The 15,931-nt window shown below is 63.4% G+C and carries 19 protein-coding genes; 13 read left to right on the forward strand and 6 right to left on the reverse strand.

Annotated elements, in window-relative coordinates:
• Window positions 1-191 precede the first annotated feature (191 nt).
• The 8 genes from GWG67_RS11385 to GWG67_RS11420 are packed head-to-tail and all read left to right on the forward strand — an operon-like array spanning window position 192 to window position 9,163.
• Entirely contained in the window at window positions 192-1,304 is a 1,113-nt protein-coding gene (locus GWG67_RS11385; protein ID WP_275169435.1) for an NAD-dependent epimerase/dehydratase family protein, read from the forward strand.
• Window positions 1,304-2,368 carry a GDP-mannose 4,6-dehydratase gene (locus tag GWG67_RS11390; protein ID WP_275169695.1) on the forward strand — a complete coding sequence of 355 codons (1,065 nt, stop codon included), beginning with the start codon at window positions 1,304-1,306 and terminating at the stop codon, window positions 2,366-2,368. The genes GWG67_RS11385 and GWG67_RS11390 overlap by 1 nt, the downstream gene beginning before the upstream one ends.
• The gene (locus GWG67_RS11395; RefSeq protein WP_275169436.1) at window positions 2,365-3,651 is read left to right on the forward strand and encodes a TIGR04295 family B12-binding domain-containing radical SAM protein; all 1,287 of its coding nucleotides are present in this window, start codon (window positions 2,365-2,367) and stop codon (window positions 3,649-3,651) included. Before GWG67_RS11390 ends, GWG67_RS11395 begins: the two co-directional genes overlap by 4 nt.
• On the forward strand, window positions 3,648-4,751 hold the full coding sequence (locus GWG67_RS11400; protein ID WP_275169437.1) for a glycosyltransferase family 4 protein: 1,104 nt from the start codon (window positions 3,648-3,650) through the stop codon (window positions 4,749-4,751). Before GWG67_RS11395 ends, GWG67_RS11400 begins: the two co-directional genes overlap by 4 nt.
• On the forward strand, window positions 4,748-5,878 hold the full coding sequence (locus GWG67_RS11405; RefSeq protein WP_275169438.1) for a glycosyltransferase: 1,131 nt from the start codon (window positions 4,748-4,750) through the stop codon (window positions 5,876-5,878). Before GWG67_RS11400 ends, GWG67_RS11405 begins: the two co-directional genes overlap by 4 nt.
• Window positions 5,875-6,963 (forward strand): glycosyltransferase, encoded by a 1,089-nt coding sequence (locus GWG67_RS11410; protein ID WP_275169439.1) that lies wholly within the window; start codon window positions 5,875-5,877, stop codon window positions 6,961-6,963. The genes GWG67_RS11405 and GWG67_RS11410 overlap by 4 nt, the downstream gene beginning before the upstream one ends.
• Window positions 6,960-8,084: a glycosyltransferase gene (locus tag GWG67_RS11415; protein WP_275169440.1), complete on the forward strand. Its 1,125-nt coding sequence runs from the start codon at window positions 6,960-6,962 to the stop codon at window positions 8,082-8,084. The genes GWG67_RS11410 and GWG67_RS11415 overlap by 4 nt, the downstream gene beginning before the upstream one ends.
• 11 nt (window positions 8,085-8,095) lie before the next feature.
• The gene (locus GWG67_RS11420; RefSeq protein ID WP_275169441.1) at window positions 8,096-9,163 is read left to right on the forward strand and encodes a UDP-glucuronic acid decarboxylase family protein; all 1,068 of its coding nucleotides are present in this window, start codon (window positions 8,096-8,098) and stop codon (window positions 9,161-9,163) included.
• A gap of 43 nt (window positions 9,164-9,206) precedes the next feature.
• Here GWG67_RS11420 and GWG67_RS11425 read toward each other — a convergent pair whose 3' ends face one another.
• Both GWG67_RS11425 and GWG67_RS11430 read right to left on the reverse strand, forming a co-directional pair.
• Window positions 9,207-9,467: a hypothetical protein gene (locus tag GWG67_RS11425; RefSeq protein WP_275169442.1), complete on the reverse strand. Its 261-nt coding sequence runs from the start codon at window positions 9,465-9,467 to the stop codon at window positions 9,207-9,209.
• Window positions 9,468-9,599: 132 nt separating this feature from the next.
• Window positions 9,600-10,097 carry a ferritin-like domain-containing protein gene (locus GWG67_RS11430; protein ID WP_275169443.1) on the reverse strand — a complete coding sequence of 166 codons (498 nt, stop codon included), beginning with the start codon at window positions 10,095-10,097 and terminating at the stop codon, window positions 9,600-9,602.
• A 227-nt stretch (window positions 10,098-10,324) separates the two neighbouring features.
• Here GWG67_RS11430 and GWG67_RS11435 point away from each other — a divergent pair, with 227 nt between their 5' ends.
• From GWG67_RS11435 to GWG67_RS11450, 4 genes are all read left to right on the forward strand, one after another.
• Window positions 10,325-10,927 (forward strand): NADH-quinone oxidoreductase subunit B family protein, encoded by a 603-nt coding sequence (locus GWG67_RS11435; protein ID WP_275169444.1) that lies wholly within the window; start codon window positions 10,325-10,327, stop codon window positions 10,925-10,927.
• Window positions 10,928-10,956: 29 nt separating this feature from the next.
• Window positions 10,957-11,811 (forward strand): MBL fold metallo-hydrolase, encoded by an 855-nt coding sequence (locus GWG67_RS11440; protein ID WP_275169445.1) that lies wholly within the window; start codon window positions 10,957-10,959, stop codon window positions 11,809-11,811.
• A gap of 72 nt (window positions 11,812-11,883) precedes the next feature.
• On the forward strand, window positions 11,884-12,207 hold the full coding sequence (locus GWG67_RS11445; protein WP_275169446.1) for a hypothetical protein: 324 nt from the start codon (window positions 11,884-11,886) through the stop codon (window positions 12,205-12,207).
• A gap of 203 nt (window positions 12,208-12,410) precedes the next feature.
• The gene (locus GWG67_RS11450) at window positions 12,411-13,298 is read left to right on the forward strand and encodes a manganese catalase family protein (RefSeq protein WP_275169447.1); all 888 of its coding nucleotides are present in this window, start codon (window positions 12,411-12,413) and stop codon (window positions 13,296-13,298) included.
• Between the two features lie 52 nt (window positions 13,299-13,350).
• On the opposite strand, the gene GWG67_RS11455 is transcribed toward GWG67_RS11450, so the two are convergent.
• Window positions 13,351-13,587: a hypothetical protein gene (locus GWG67_RS11455; protein WP_275169448.1), complete on the reverse strand. Its 237-nt coding sequence runs from the start codon at window positions 13,585-13,587 to the stop codon at window positions 13,351-13,353.
• A gap of 26 nt (window positions 13,588-13,613) precedes the next feature.
• Window positions 13,614-14,030, reverse strand: a complete 417-nt coding sequence (locus GWG67_RS11460; protein WP_275169449.1) for a hypothetical protein — start codon at window positions 14,028-14,030, stop codon at window positions 13,614-13,616.
• Between the two features lie 161 nt (window positions 14,031-14,191).
• Here GWG67_RS11460 and GWG67_RS11465 point away from each other — a divergent pair, with 161 nt between their 5' ends.
• Window positions 14,192-14,428: a DUF3551 domain-containing protein gene (locus GWG67_RS11465; RefSeq protein ID WP_275169450.1), complete on the forward strand. Its 237-nt coding sequence runs from the start codon at window positions 14,192-14,194 to the stop codon at window positions 14,426-14,428.
• A gap of 154 nt (window positions 14,429-14,582) precedes the next feature.
• Here GWG67_RS11465 and GWG67_RS11470 read toward each other — a convergent pair whose 3' ends face one another.
• Both GWG67_RS11470 and GWG67_RS11475 read right to left on the reverse strand, forming a co-directional pair.
• Window positions 14,583-15,443, reverse strand: coding sequence for an SIR2 family protein (locus GWG67_RS11470; protein WP_275169451.1), 861 nt, complete (start codon window positions 15,441-15,443; stop codon window positions 14,583-14,585).
• Window positions 15,444-15,917, reverse strand: coding sequence for an NUDIX hydrolase (locus GWG67_RS11475; RefSeq protein ID WP_275169452.1), 474 nt, complete (start codon window positions 15,915-15,917; stop codon window positions 15,444-15,446).
• Window positions 15,918-15,931: the final 14 nt, after the last annotated feature.

A 15,931-nucleotide genomic window follows, 5' to 3' on the forward strand; every position in this document is an offset into this window, starting at 1 on the left:
TTCACCTGGGTTATTGATCCAGGTTAGAGAAATATTCGTTTGTAGGTTTCGCAGGAACGAACATTCCTTGCGTCGCTTCTAATTTCAAATGTGACTGGCGCGCCGGTCGCCCGACCAGAACAGCAGCGCGCTTTCATTCTCATCACGGATTGATCCCGCAGGATCGATCTCACGGCGGCACGGAGCGGTGAATGACGCGAGTATTGATCACTGGAGGTGCGGGATTCATCGGATCGCATGCGGCCGACGCGCTGCTGGCGGCCGGCTATGAAGTCCGCCTGCTCGACAATCTCTCGCCGCAGGTCCACGGAGGCAACCGTCAGCGTCCCGCCTATCTTGCCAACGACGCGGAGCTCGTCGTCGGTGACGTCACCGACGCTCTTGCGGTCGATCATGCGTTGCGCGGCACCGACATGGTCCTGCATCTCGCATCAGCGGTCGGCGTCGGCCAGAGCATGTACGACATCGAACCCTATGTCAGGACCAACGAGCTCGGTACCGCCGTGCTGTTGCAGACGCTATCCAAGCGCCCGGTCGCGCGGCTCGTGGTGGCCTCGTCCATGAGTATTTACGGCGAAGGCCTCTACCGGAGCGCCGATCAGAGCGTGGTCGCCTGCGAGGAGCGAGCGGTCGAGCAGCTTCGCCGCGGTGATTGGGAGCTGCGCGATGCCACCGGCAACCCGCTGGATCCCGTTCCCACGCCGGAGACAAAGCAGCCTTCGCTGAGCTCGATCTATGCGCTCAACAAATATGCGCAGGAGCGCATGTGCCTGATCACAGGCAAGGCGTATGGCATCCCGACCGTGGCGCTACGCTTCTTCAATGCGTTCGGGCCACGTCAGGCCCTGTCCAATCCGTATACCGGCGTGCTGGCCATCTTTGCCGCCCGGCTGCTCAACGGCCGTCCTCCCCTCGTCTTCGAGGACGGCCGGCAGCGCCGCGACTTCGTCCATGTGCATGACGTCGCCCGCGCCTGCCGGATGGCGCTGGAGGCGGAGCACGCGCACGACGTCTTCAACGTCGGCTCGGGTCAGAGTCGCACCATTCTATCGGTCGCCGAGGATCTGGCCGAAGTCATGGGGCGCCGCGACATTGCGCCCGAGCTGACGCGGAAATATCGCGCCGGGGATATCCGGCACTGTTTCGCCGACATGGGAAAATCCCGCGACGTGCTCGGCTTCGAGCCGCGCGTCGCATTCAGGGACGGGCTCGAAGAGCTGGCGGAATATCTCGCCGACCAGATCGCCGACGATCAGGCGGAGCGAGCCACCAAGGAGCTGCAGCAACGAGGATTGGTCGCGTGATGAGAGAACGAGACAACAGACCCGTCCTGATCACCGGCGGCTGCGGGTTTATCGGCTGCAACCTCGCCGACCGCCTCGCGGAGCGCGGCGAGCCGGTGCTGATCCTGGATAATCTCGCCCGCGCCGGCGTGCGGGAGAATGCGCAGTGGCTGAAGTCCCGGCATGGCGACCGGGTCACAATCGCCGTCGCCGACATCCGCGAGCCGATCCCGGTGATCGACGCCGTACGCGAAGCCCGCGCCGTGCTGCACTTGGCGGCCCAAGTCGCCGTCACCGACAGCGTGAGCGATCCGGCCGCCGATTTCGAGATCAACGCGCGGGGCACATTGAACGTGCTCGAAGCCGTGCGGCTCCACAACAACGCCGCGCCGATCGTGTTCGCCTCGACCAACAAGGTCTACGGACGTCTGATCGACGATGGCGACATCGCGCTCACCGGCCGCCGCTACACGCCGACAAGAGGCCTGCTCGCCGCCGGCATCTCGGAAAATGCGCCGCTCGACTTCTACAGCCCCTATGGATGCTCCAAGGGAACGGCGGATCAATACGTCCACGACTATGCGCGGGTCTACGGACTCCAGACCGTGGTGATGCGGATGAGCTGCATCTATGGGCCCCGCCAATTCGGCACCGAGGATCAGGGCTGGATCGCGCATTTCCTGCTGAGCGCCATCCGCAGCAAAGAGCTGACGATCTATGGCGACGGCCATCAGGTCCGCGATGCGCTTCACGTCTCCGACGCGGCCTCGGCCTGGCTCGCCGTGCTCGATGGCATCGCGCTCGCCCGTGGACGCGTATTCAATCTCGGCGGCGGTCCGGCCAACGCGATCAGTCTGCTGGAATTGATCGACCGCATCACCGATCTGACCGGCCGCAAGGTGGCCTATCGCTTTGCCGATTGGAGGCCCGGGGATCAGCCCTGGTACGTGACCGACACGCGCGCCCTCTCCAGCGCGCTCGGCTGGGCCCCTCAGGTTTCGTTCGCAGACGGCCTCCGATCCCTTCACAGCTGGCTGGACGGCCGGTTCGGATCGTCACAAGGCAACCGCGAGGCGCTGGCATGACGCGTGTTGCCCTCATCAACCCAAACTGGGATTTTGGCGGCAGCATCTATTTCGGCTGCCGATCCCCTCACCTTCCGCTCGAACTCGGGATCTCCGAGCATTACCTGAAGGCGGCAGGGCACAAGACGCTTCTGCTCGATGCCCACATGTTCGATCTTTCGCTCGCCGATATCGAAGCCGAGCTGCGCGCGTTCGGCCCCGACCAGATCGTCATCACGACGGCGCCGACCTATCTGTTCTGGCGCTGCGCCCCTCCCGAGCTCCGCGTTCCGCAGGCGCTTGCGATCGCCGTGCGCGACCTGGCTCCGATCCTCGTCGCGGTGGGCCCCCACGGCTCGACCGTGCCAAAAGCGGCGCTTCGAAAGCTCGGCACCGACATCGTCGTGATGGGCGAGTGCGAGGCGTCCTTGTTGCGTCTTGCCAATGGCGAACGGGACTTTCCGGGCTTGTGCTTCGCCGATGCCGCATCGCTCCGCGTCAATGGCGGTCCGCAGGCGGTCGCATTCAAGGATCAGCCGCCGCTTGACTGGCCGGAGGAAATGATCCGGCGGCATCACCATCACCACCACCGTTTCGAAGCCGAGCCACAGGCACCTGGCGCCGAGGTCGAGTCGTCCAGGGGATGTCCGTACAATTGCACGTTCTGCGCCAAGGAGAACTTCCGCAACGCCTATCGCAAGCGGCCTGCCTCCATCGTTCTCGAAGAGATCGACGGCCTGCGTCATCAGGGCATCGAATATGTCTATTTCATCGACGAGATTTTCCTACCGAACGCAGAACTGCTGGAAGGGCTGACCACACGCGGGCTGAAGTTCGGTGTGCAAACCCGCATCGACCTCTGGAAGCCGGACATGCTGGCTCTGCTCGGCCGCGCCGGCTGCGTCTCGATTGAAGCCGGCATCGAAAGCCTCACGGTCGAGGGCCGCGCCGCGCTCGCCAAGAACTGCAAGATGACGACCGACCAACTTGCCGAACGGCTGGTCGAGGCGCGCCGTCACGTTCCTTTCGTGCAGGCCAATTTGATCGAAGTCCCCGAGGACGATGACCCCATCGTGCAGCGCTGGCGCCGCACCATGCAGGATGCCGGCATCTGGGCCAACGATCCGGTCCCGCTGTATCCCTATCCGGGCTCGCCGGATTACCGGAAGCTGTGGGGCGAGCCGGACGATTACGCCTGGGAGCGCGCACACCGGCACTATCTCGCGATGTTCGATCAGTTCAGCGACGTGCAGAACGATCGTCCGGTGCCGCTCGAGGCTCTCGAACTGCAGGTGGCATCATGAGCCGCAGCTCGCAGCTCAGGATCCTGATGACGACCGATACCGTCGGAGGCGTCTGGACCTACTCGTCCTCACTTGCTTCGTCCCTTGCTGCACAGGGGGCGGACGTCACCCTGGTGACGATGGGCCCCTGCGCGCGGGCCGGCCAGCTTGAGATTCTGCGTGGCTCGCGGGTCCACCTGATCGAAACGGACCTTGCACTCGAATGGCAGGATCCGGAAGGACAAGATCTGTCCCAGGCCAGGCGCGTCCTCGCGAAGCTCGAAGCTGGAATCAGGCCCGACGTCGTTCACCTCAATAGTTTTCGCGAGGCGACCTTCGCGTGGCGCGCTCCGGTCGTGGTCGTCGCGCATTCCTGCGTCAACTCCTGGGGGCTCGCCTGCCGCGATACGAGCTGGCTCGGCGAACCAAAATGGCGCGGCTACACCCAACGGGTGACGGCCGCACTCGACACGGCACAGGCCTGGGTTTGCCCCAGCCAGTCCTTCCACGATGACATTGCGGAAATCTATCGGCCTCGCTCGCGCGGCATCGTGATCTGGAATGGAATTGCCCCTCAGGGCTTTGCGGGACAGAAGCAAGACGTGATCTTTGCGGCGGGCCGGCTCTGGGACCGCGCCAAGAACATCGAGGTCTTGGCGGCCGCAGCGCCTGGGCTCGACTGGCCCGTTCAGGTCGCCGGGCCAGCGGACGAGTGCCCTTCGGCTTCCGTCACCTGGCTCGGGCAGTTGCCTCACGAAGCCATGCGCGCGCACTTGCAGCACGCCGCTATCTTCGCCAGCCCCGCGCTCTATGAGCCGTTCGGCCTCTCCGTTCTGGAAGCCGCGGCGGCGGGATGCGCCCTCGTCCTGTCCGACATTTCGACCTTCAGGGAATTATGGAGCGGGGCTGCGGTGTTCGTCGACCCTACCGACAGCAATGCGCTGCATCGGGCACTCGCAGGTCTGTGCACCGACGATCGCGAGCGGGTGCGGCTGCAACGAGCCGCCTTTGAGCATTCCCTGACCTACTCGCTGACCCGAACCACGAGCGCCTATCTCAGCCTCTACGAGGAGCTGCTTGCCGTCCATCGCGCGCCCGCCCCCATGGAGGTACGCGCATGAAATGCGTTCTGTTCTACCATGCGTTCACCTCCTGCTGGAACAACGGCAATGCCCATTTCCTGCGCGGTTATGCCCGCGAACTTCACGCGCTCGGTCATGAGGTCGTCGTGTTCGAGCCGATCGACGGCTGGAGCCGATTGAATGCGATCCGCGAGGGTGGCAGTCAGACAATGGAGGATATTCCAACGCTGTTTCCCGGCATCGGCATCCGCCGCTACGACGCCTCCCTCGATCTCGATGAGGCGCTGCACGGTGCCGATCTCGTCGTCGTCCACGAATGGAATTCGCCTGATCTGATCGCGGACATCGGATCGAGACGGGCTCACGGCGCTCCGTTCACGCTGCTGTTCCACGACACCCATCATCGCGCCGTCAGCGCACCGGACGAGCTTGCGCAGTTTGACCTCGACGGCTTCGACGGTGTGCTTGCCTTCGGCGAGGTCCTTCGTCAAATCTATCTGAAGCTCGGCTGGGCCGACCGGGCCTTCACCTGGCACGAGGCGGCCGACATCGCCCTGTATCATCCGCTGCCGCATGTCGAGCGCACCGATGATGTCGTGTGGATCGGCAATTGGGGCGACGGCGAACGCAGCGCCGAGCTCAACGAATTTCTGGTCGAACCCGTGGCCGAGCTGAAGCTGCGCGCGGGGGTCTATGGCGTCCGCTATTCGGACGCGGCGCTCGCGACCATTCAGGCGGCAGGCATTCGGTATGGCGGCTGGCTGCCCGCACACTGGGCTCCCATTGCTTTCGCCGGCGCACGCGCGACTGTCCACGTTCCCCGCGGTCCCTATGTCCGCTTGCTTCCGGGCATTCCAACCATTCGCGTCTTCGAAGCGATGGCGTGCGGCATTCCACTGGTCTCGGCCCCCTGGTCAGATGCGGAACGCCTGTTCCCGGAAGGTGCCTATCTCAGCGCCTCCGACGGCGTCGAAATGAAGCGGGCGCTTCGTGCGCTGCTCGATGACCGGGAATTATGGTCCGCCACGGTGGAGGCCGGACTCCGGACGATCAAGGAGCGTCACACCTGCCGTCACCGGGCGGAGCAGCTTGTCGGCATCGTGCAGGACCTCCGGGCAACAGGCCACTCCACACAGCCCCAGCGATACATCGGAGCCTCCGCATGAAGATCTGCTTCTTCGGATCCAGCCTCGTCTCATCCTACTGGAACGGTGCCGCCACCTATTACCGCGGCATGCTGAAGGAGATTGCGGCCCTCGGCCACGACGTCACATTCTTCGAGCCCGATGCCTTCGAGCGCCAGGCCCATCGCGACATCGACGATCCCGACTGGGCGAAGGTGGTGGTCTACGCCGCGACGCCTGAGGGCTGGCGAAGCTCGCTTGAGGAAGCCGCCCGCTCGGCCGACATGCTGGTCAAGGCCAGCGGCGTCGGCGTCTTCGATCAGGAGCTGGAGAACGCGGTCGCCGAAATTCCGTCGAATGCGATGCGCATCTACTGGGACGTCGATGCCCCCGCGACGCTGGAGTCGGTGGCGGACAATCCAGACCATCATCTGCGCCGTGCGATCCGGTCCTACGACATGGTCTTGACCTATGGCGGCGGCGATGCCGTCGTATCCGCCTATCGCGGCATCGGCGCGCGCGACTGCGTGCCGATCTACAATGCGCTCGACCCGGCCACGCACTTTCCGGCGCCGCCCAATACGCACTTCACGTGCGATCTGAGCCTGCTGGCAAATCGCCTCCCCGATCGCGAGCAGCGCGTCGAGCGGTTCTTTATCGACGTCGCACGCCAATTGCCGGACAAGACGTTCCTGCTCGGCGGATCGGGTTGGGACTCCAAAGACACGCCAGCCAATCTGCACAAAGTCGGCCATGTCGGGACCGGCGACCACAACGCGTTCTTCGGCTCCGGTCTGGCTACGCTGAATGTCAATCGCGACAGCATGGCGCGCTACGGCTTCTCGCCGCCAACACGCGTGTTCGAGGCCATCGGCGCCGGAGCCTGCCTGATCACCGACCAGTGGGACGGCATCGGTCATTTTCTCGAGCCAGATCGCGAGGTGCTGGTGGCCGCGACCGGAGCGGAGGTCGCAGAGCATCTCGCCGCATTGCGTCCCGACCGGGCTCAGGCGATCGCAGCGCGCGCTCGTGCGCGCGTTCTGAGCCATCACACCTACCGGCAGCGCGCGCGCCAGTTCAACGATCTCTTTGCCGCAAGCAGTTCGCGAATCGAGGCAGCAGAATGAACCTCACCATCGTCGTCGTCGGTCTTTCGGTCACTTCGTCCTGGGGCAACGGTCATGCCACGACCTATCGCGCCCTGATCGAAGCTCTGGCACGACGAGGTCATCACGTCACGTTTCTCGAACGCGACGTTCCCTGGTATCGCGAGCATCGTGATCTTGCCAAGCCTTCCGCTTGGACCGTCGAGCTTTATCAATCCTTGAAGGAAATCCCGCAGCGTTTTGGAAAGATGATCCGCGATGCCGATCTGGTGGTCATCGGCTCCTACGTGCCCGACGGCATCGCGATCTCCGAATGGATCACGACCCACGCCCGGGGGATTACCGCCTTCTACGACATCGACACGCCGGTCACGCTTGCGAAGCTCGAGCAGGGCCTGGACTACCTTTCCGCGGCGATGATCCCTCGCTTCGACCTTTATTTGTCCTTTGCCGGCGGCCCGGTGCCCGGCATGATCGAGGAGAACTATGGCAGTCCACTGGCTCGGGTGCTGTATTGCAGTGCCGACACCGACACCTATGCGCCGCAACGCGCGGAGAAGAAGTGGGCACTGGGCTATCTCGGAACCTACAGCGAGGACCGGCAGCCGGTTCTGGAGCAGTTGCTGCTCGCCCCCGCTCGCACTCTGTCGCGCGAGCAATTCGTCGTCGCCGGCGCGCAATATCCCGATGAGGTGGTCTGGCCGGCCAATGTCGCCCGGATCGAGCACCTTACGCCCAAACATCATCCGGGATTTTACGCAGAGCAACGCTTTACGCTGAACGCCACCCGTGCCGACATGCGCGCGCTCGGCTTCTCGCCCAGCGTTCGGCTGTTCGAAGCGGCCGCGTGCGGCACGCCCGTCATCTCGGACCGGTGGCCTGGAATCGAGACCGTCTTCGAACCTTCCCGGGAGATCCTGCTCGCATCGAGCCCCCGCGACGTCGTGGAGATCCTGCGCGACATGCCCGAGGAGCGAAGGCGCACGATCGCGGAAAACGCACGGCGCCGCGTTCTGGCCGACCACACCTCCGACCATCGCGCTCGGCAAGTGGAGACCTACTACGCCGAGGCATCGGTCCGTCGCCGCCGGAAAGCCCCGCAACTTCCCGCCTCGCGTCCCATGCAGGTCGCTCAAATCTGAAAGGCAGCACCATGACAGTTCAGACCCGCATCAACGCGTCCCGCCGCTCTCCCACCGTTCTGGTGGCCGGCGGCGCCGGCTTCATCGGATCGCACCTCTGCGACGCGCTTTTGCAACGCGGCCACACCGTGATCTGCCTCGACAACCTGTTTACGGGAACGACCGACAACATCAGGCCGCTGCTCAATCATCCGAATTTTCGCTTCATCGAACACGACGTGCGCGATCCCGTCGAGATCGAGGGCGACATCGACCGGATCTACAGCCTCGCCTGCCCGGCGTCGCCGCGTCATTATCAGAAGGATCCGGTCGGCACGATGAAGACCTGCGTGCTCGGCACCATCAACATGCTGGAGCTCGCGCAACGGAAAGGCGCCCGGGTGCTGCAGGCATCGACCAGCGAGGTCTACGGCGATCCGGAGGTCCATCCCCAGCCGGAATCCTATCTCGGCAACGTCAATCCGATCGGGCCCCGGGCCTGTTACGACGAGGGCAAGCGGGCCGCGGAAACGCTGATGTTCGATTATCATCGCATGTACGGGGTCGAAATCAAGGTCGCGCGCATCTTCAACACCTACGGACCCCGGATGCTGGAGAACGACGGGCGCGTGGTCTCCAACTTCATCGTGCAGGCGCTTCGCGGCGAGCCGATCACGATCTATGGAGGTGGTACGCAGACCAGGAGCTTCTGCTTCGTCGACGATCTCGTGCGCGGCCTCCAGCTGCTCATGGAGAGTCCATCGTCGGTCACCGGACCCTGCAATCTGGGTAATCCGCACGAGGTTACCATCGAGGCGATCGCGCGCGACGTGCTGGCGTATACGGAATCAGCCTCCCCGCTCCGGTTCGAGGAGCTGCCGAAAGACGATCCGAAGCGCCGCAAGCCCGTCATTGACACGGCCGTGAAGGCGTTGGGGTGGCGCCCGCGCGTGGCGCTCAAGGACGGTCTTCGCGCGACCATCGCCTATTTTGCCATGCGCATGGCCGGGGAAGCGCCGGCACTCGTTCCGGCCATTGCACCGCGCAGGAACGGACGTACCGGGGCACGCGGCCAGCTGACGATCGCCGACCGGCAGTAAACGGCAGAAAGAGCCCACGAGCCCGCGGAATCCGGGCGAGCCCTCAAGCCCGCGAAGCGGCCGCGCCACGGGCCGGCTTGCAGAGGTTTTCGAGATGGTACTGGTATTCGGAGATCGCCCGGTTGGCCATCCGGATCCGGTTTGCCTGGCCTTCCTCGACCATCATGGTGATGCGTTGAGCCAGAAATACGCACGCATCGAACTCATCGTGGATCGCCCCGCTGCGGGCCAGAAAGTCCCATGCGATCTCATAGGCCTGTTCGGCAGCAGGACTGCGGTAGTCGCTGAAGATGATGTGCGCCATGACAGCAAAACGCGGATGAGAGGGTTTCGGTCCTGCGGGCCCATATGAGAGCGCAGGCAGACTCAGCGGCCGAACCCGCCGGTCTCGCACCGGCGGGACCGGCGATCTCCCCGTGGTGGGGATGGAGTGCGATCAGGCCGCCTGGCGCTGATGCGCCAGATATTCCATCGTCACCTTCTCGACGTTCGAGTCGATCCAGGCGGCCATGCGCTGCTCCTCCTTCAGGGACGTCTCGAGCGGCTCCTTGGCCTCCGCAAGCCCAGCGGCGCCGCAGAGGGCGAGCAGAGACTTGTAGGCAGCGATCTCGAAATTCTCGAAGGCATTGTTGGCGAACGTATTCTTGAGAATCTCGTCGCCGGCCACCGAGTGTGCCATGGCTTGCATGTTCGCCATCATGGATTGCGTCGTATCCTTCAGGCTGGAGGTACTCTCGCCGCAGGCTTCCAGGCATCTCTCCAAGCGCTTCAGCTGCTCGTTGGTCTCCTGAAGGTGGGTGGCGACCTTGGCCTTGACCTCAGGATATTCGTCCAGTCGTTCCGACTGACGTTCCATCAACTCTCGCGCCTGCACTTCCATCGCATGCGCATTGCGTAGTCCAACCACGAATGTATCGCGGGCTGCGTTCGTCATCTCATGTTCTCCATTTCACGGGCCTTGTTGCCGCCAACCGCAGTTTTGGTGGATCGTTCCTAGGGTGATCCGTGACGCGAACGCTGGGTTCCGGCCGCCGGACCCGAAGCTAACCTGCGATAACAGAACACAAATCCACCTACCGCCGCAGGAACGCGGCATGCAAATGACTGTTTCCCGAAGCGCGTGGTCGCATCGCCAAACGCCCGCAGCGTTCAGGGACCAGAATGACAGACAGTTCTCCGCATGCCAGCAACTCAGGCGCTTCGCTTGGCAGGCCTGGACTTGGCCGGCCTGGGCTTGTCAGACCGGGCGAGGGACGGCCGGACAACACTTCCGATCCGTTCTTCATGAGTATCCGCGACGATCTTGCGGACAAGGGCTTCTTCACGGCGACCGCGGAGGAGCTGATCACCTGGGCGCGGACCGGATCGCTGATGTGGATGACGTTCGGGCTCGCCTGCTGCGCGGTCGAGATGATGCAGATGTCGATGCCGCGCTACGACGCCGAACGGTTCGGATTCGCTCCGCGCGCATCGCCACGCCAATCCGACGTGATCATCGTCGCGGGCACTCTGACCAACAAGATGGCGCCGGCGTTCCGCAAAATCTACGCTCAGATGCCTGAGCCGCGCTACGTGATCTCGATGGGGTCGTGCGCCAACGGCGGAGGCTATTATCACTATTCCTATTCGGTCGTGCGCGGCTGCGACCGCGTCGTGCCGGTCGACATCTACGTGCCCGGCTGCCCGCCGACCGCGGAGGCGCTGCTGTACGGCGTGATGCTGCTTCAGAAGAAGATCCGGCGCATCGGCACAATCGAGCGCTAGTGAGCTGACCAAATCGGACCCGAATGGACATGACGCAGATCTCGCTTCCCTCTTCCGCCGACGCGGAGCATCCGCAATCCGACCTAGACCGCAACGACAACACGCGGCAGATCGTCGCTGACGTCGCCTATCGTCAGCTTGCGATCGTCAACGTCATTTTCGTGGGTTTCGAGAACGCCGGCGACGGCAATTGGGTGCTTGTGGACGCCGGCATTCCCGGATCGGCTGGCGCCATCCGCTCCGCCGCGAAAGCCAGGTTTGGAGGAAACGGCCGGCCCGCCTGCATCATCATGACGCATGGGCATTTCGATCACGTCGGCGTGCTCGAAACGCTGGCGAGTGAGTGGGAGGTGCCGGTTTATGCCCATGCGGCCGAGCATCCCTATCTTGACGGAAGCCAATCCTATCCGTCGGCCGATCCCAGCGTCGGGGGCGGGCTGCTCGCTCGCCTCTCTCCGCTGTTTCCCACCAAGCCGGTCAACGTCGCATCGCGCCTCTATGATCTTCCCTGTGATCACAGCGTACCCTTCATGCCGGAATGGCAGTGGATCCATACGCCCGGCCATACCCCAGGGCATATCTCGCTCTGGCGCGAACGCGACCGCGTGCTGATTGCCGGCGACGCCTTCATCACGACGCGGCAGGAATCCGTTTACGCCGCAGTGACGCAAACGCCGGAGATGCACGGGCCCCCGATGTATTTCACGCCCGATTGGGAAAGCGCGAAGAGATCGGTGCGCGCACTTGCCGCGCTCGGTCCGGAGATCGTCGTCACCGGGCACGGCGCGGCCATGCAGGGGCCGCAGATGCGCGCGGCTCTCGATGCTCTCGCCCAACGGTTCGACGAAGTTGCCGTGCCTTCGCAATATCGACGTGGAGCTTAATCACACGGCACGGCGAGGAACGGTCGATGCTTCACGTGATTGTCCGACATCGAAACCTCAAGGAGAAATAACATGCGTAAGACAATCCTGACGATCTTCACGGCCGCGATGCTTGCAGGCGCTTCAGTGGGCGCAGCATACGCGCAAGGTGCTGGCGGCGGCGCTGGTGGTGGCGCAGGCGGCGGTGCGGGCGCTGGTGCCGGCGGCGCAGGTGCCGGCGGTGCTGGAGCTGGCGGTGCAGGAGCCGGCGGTGCAGGAGCCGGCTCGGGCGGAGCCGGCGGATCCGGTGGCGGCGGCATCACGCATGTCGAGCGGGGCGGACAAGGTGCGTCTAGTCCTTCCGGCATGCGCAACGAGACGACCCCACCGTCCAACGGCACCATGCCGCGCCGCTAGCGGTTCGCGGTTCGCAATTTTCTAAAGCGCGCTCCTTGCCGTTGCGTGCGTGAGAGCGGCCCCGGCGAGATCCTCTCCTCGCCGGGGCCGCATCGCGTTCACGTCTCAATTTAAAGGCTTTCAAAATAGTTGCTAGAAACTCCATAGGAACGCAACCCGGCAGCACTCATTGCGCAATAGCGTGAACACAAAAGGAGCTGCGCATGTACTATTTCGACAAACGACTGCAATATCCGGTCAGGGTCGAGAAGCCCGATCCGATCTTCGCTCGCCAGCTGCAGCAAGCCATCGGCGGCGTCGAAGGCGAGATCCGCGTCTGCCTTCAGTATTTCTTCCAGGCCTGGGGCGCGCGGGGGCCGGCCAAATATCGCGACGTCCTGCTCAATACCGCGACCGAAGAGATCAGCCACATCGAGATGCTCGCGACCGCGGTCGCGTTGAACCTGGAGAATGCGCCGGCAACGATGCAGGAGACCAGCCTGCAGGCCAACCCGGTCGTCGGCGCGGTGATGAACGGCGGCGAGCGGCCGCGGCATGTGATCGAGGGCATGCTGCACCGGCATCTGCTCTCGACCGGCATGGCCGCCTTCCCTGCCAATTGCGACGGCGTCCCGTTTGATTGTTCGCATGTCTATGCCAGCGGCAATCTGGCCGCCGACATGTATTGCAACGTCGCGGCTGAATCCACCGGCCGGACTCTCGCCGTGCGTCTCTTCAATTCCACCAGCGATCCCGGCATGCAGGACATGCTGAGCTACCTGATTGCGCGCGACACCATGCATCAACAGCAATGGCTCGCGGTGATCGAGGAGATGGGCGCGGATGCCGCCCTGCCGATTCCGAACAGCTTCGACCGCAGCAAGGAGGCGACCGAATTCAGCTACATGTTCATGGGCACCGAACGCAATGCGGCACCGCTACAGCCGGGGCGCTACTGCGAAGGTCCTTCGCTCGACGGCCAGGGGTCGTTCAGCTTCCGCGCCGGGTTCGAGCCTTTGGGCGAGGAGCCTTTGCTCGGACCAGCGCGGCCGGATAGCGGCGCACAGGTCGAGCAGATGAACGAGCCGCCGGTGACGAACGCGCTGGCTTGATACTCGTGCACCGGCCGGGGTCGTCCGATAAAGGGACGGCCTTGGCCGGCGTCTAGCGACGCCGAGCCACCAGAACGCCCAACAGAAACGCCGCAAAGACCGCTTGCAGCGGTGCTGCTCTGGTCATCTTCCGCAACTGGTCGGCCAATTGCGCCGAGGGCGCTTGGGAAGGCGCATCGAGTCCTGTTGTTGTATTACCGTGCGGCGCGTGCGAGCCGCTCTGCGCAGTGAACTGATCGTCCACGAGGCCGGATGCTTCGGTCATGGCGGAGCTTTCTTTGATATCCATGCTGATCCTCCAGTGCGGTTTTCCAGTCAGCGATCAACGTCGCCGAAGACAATGTCGAGCGACCCGAGAATCGCGGAGACGTCCGCGAGCAAATGCCCCCTGCAGAGAAAGTCCATCGCTTGCAAATGGGCGAACCCCGGCGACCTGATCTTGCACTTGTAGGGACGGTTCGTGCCGTCCGCGATGAGGAACACACCGAACTCGCCCTTCGGAGCCTCGACAGCGACATAGTCGAGCCGGTCGAAATAGGGGATCGCCTGAAGATAGGTCTTGGCCTCGATCAGCTTTTCGGTGCCCCGGTGCAAAAGACCAATGTGCGGATCGACGCGTGCGACGATTTCGCCGTCCAGTTCGAGCACGAGCCTCAGCACGCCATGCGCGGCGGGATGCAGGGGATCGAAATTGATGGTGAAGTTTCTCAAGCTGGGAGACTGGTCAAGCATATCGCTTCCGATCGAGGACATCGGTCACCTTAATCGCGATCGACGTCGAACGGCTTCACACAGGTTAACGATCGCGTCGAACTGGAGAAAAGGAGCCGTGAGCGTTGCCCTTTGGAACCCTGCTTCACGAGGGACGTTCAATGTTGAATTGGAGATTTTCCATGAAGCATCGATTGCTCCTGGCTGTCGCGTCTCTCGCGCTCGTGACGGGCTTCGGCTCCTCATCGGCCGCCATCGCACAAGACCGCTACTGCCTTCAGGGCCGCGTTTGGGGCTATCCGGGCAACTGCCAGTTCGCCAGTTACGCTCAGTGCATGGCGACTGCATCGGGAACGAACGCCTATTGCGGCGTCAATCCGCGCTATGCCTATGCCCGGCGATATAGGGGATATCGGTGAGCGGCCCAGGTTGCGGACCGGCAATCGAGCTGCTTTCTGACCGATCCTGCCGCTAACCTGAGCGAGCCCATGGCAGCAGAGCAAACGCTCACGGCCGTCGTGTTCGCCGGCGGTCTCGGTCTTGGCGCGTATCATGGCGGCGCGTTCGAGGCCCTCACTTCTTACGGTCGATACGTTGGCGGATGTCCAGCAAGAAACGGGTAACACCATCATCCGGGCTGACGCCGTCAGGCGGCGCGACAGTGATGATGCCCCAGTTCGCCAATACCGCCTCCTGCACCGGATTGCGCTGGGTGACGAAAACGAAGGATCTCGGTCGGTCCTGGCGGTGCCCGGATTCGTCCCAACTCTGCCAAATACGGTGCAGCAGGAGCCGAATGTTGGGATCTGACATGCTGTATCCGATGAAAAGCAACGTGCTTCCCAAAGCATCAGCGCGAAATCGGATATCGAGCGGCGAATCGAACGCGAGCCGGTTGAGGAAGTCGGTCTCGGTCAGGACGAGCGAGGCATCGTCGTCGAAGTCACCATGGAATTTGATGATGTGCGTAACACCGGAACGGGCACCTGCAATGTCCTTTGCGTTGCTGATCTTGGCGTAGGGCTTTTTCAGGACCTCGAAGGCTGTCTCGAGGTTACGGTCGTAGTTCGTGGTGTAAATGGTCGGAAAATCGAGCTCCACGATCAGCTTGTGGAGGCGGGAGGCCGCGATCCTGTCCGGGTCGACGCGCCAGTTGCGATCCAGCCAGCTGCGGAGCGGGCCAATTCCGCCGCGCTTCAGCCGATAGTACTCCGCCAGCATCTGATAGCCGCCGTGCATTCCATCGATCACGTCGCGCTCAAGTCCAAGGTCATCCAGCAGATGGTCGATCAGAGATTGCCAGGACGGCAGGCCGACAGCCATCGAGACGCCGGCGCCGACGAACAGGATGGCGCAGCGCCGCTTGATCGCAGCGGCAAGGACCTCATGAGGCGGTCGCTCCTCGAATGCGAGTCCGGTCGGTTGCTGGTTCATCTACCTTGAATAGCTGGACAAGACGCGGGTTCCTAGGCCATCGCCCAGCGGTAGGGAAGCGGTCTTCTCCGTCTGCGCCGCGAACCGGGCGATCAGACGCCGAAGTTGCGCCTTGTGCACCAGACGGCCCGCCGTTTTCGGCGAGACCCAGATTGCTTCGCGCTCACCCTTTTCCGGCCACCAGCGCTCCTGCCCGTGGACTCTCATGGGAAAGACGGCGACGTTCATGGTCCGCTTGCGATCGCCCTTCCGTTTACGATGCTTGAAGGAGCCCAGCGCGCGCTTTGCGGTGACGCCGACGAGACCGGCCTCCTCGTACGCCTCGAGCGCAGCCGTATGATGCGGCTCCGTCTTGCGCATCGGCGATCCCTTCGGGACACTCCATCTGCCCTTGCGCCTGGTCGTAATCAGCATCACGCGCAATTCGGAATTGTTCAGCGTGAACGGCAACGCGGCGAATTGTTTCTTGCCCATCAGGCGCCTCCAGT

Origin of the sequence: Bradyrhizobium sp. CSS354, assembly GCF_029051725.1 — a bacterium.
Taxonomy (GTDB): domain Bacteria; phylum Pseudomonadota; class Alphaproteobacteria; order Rhizobiales; family Xanthobacteraceae; genus Bradyrhizobium.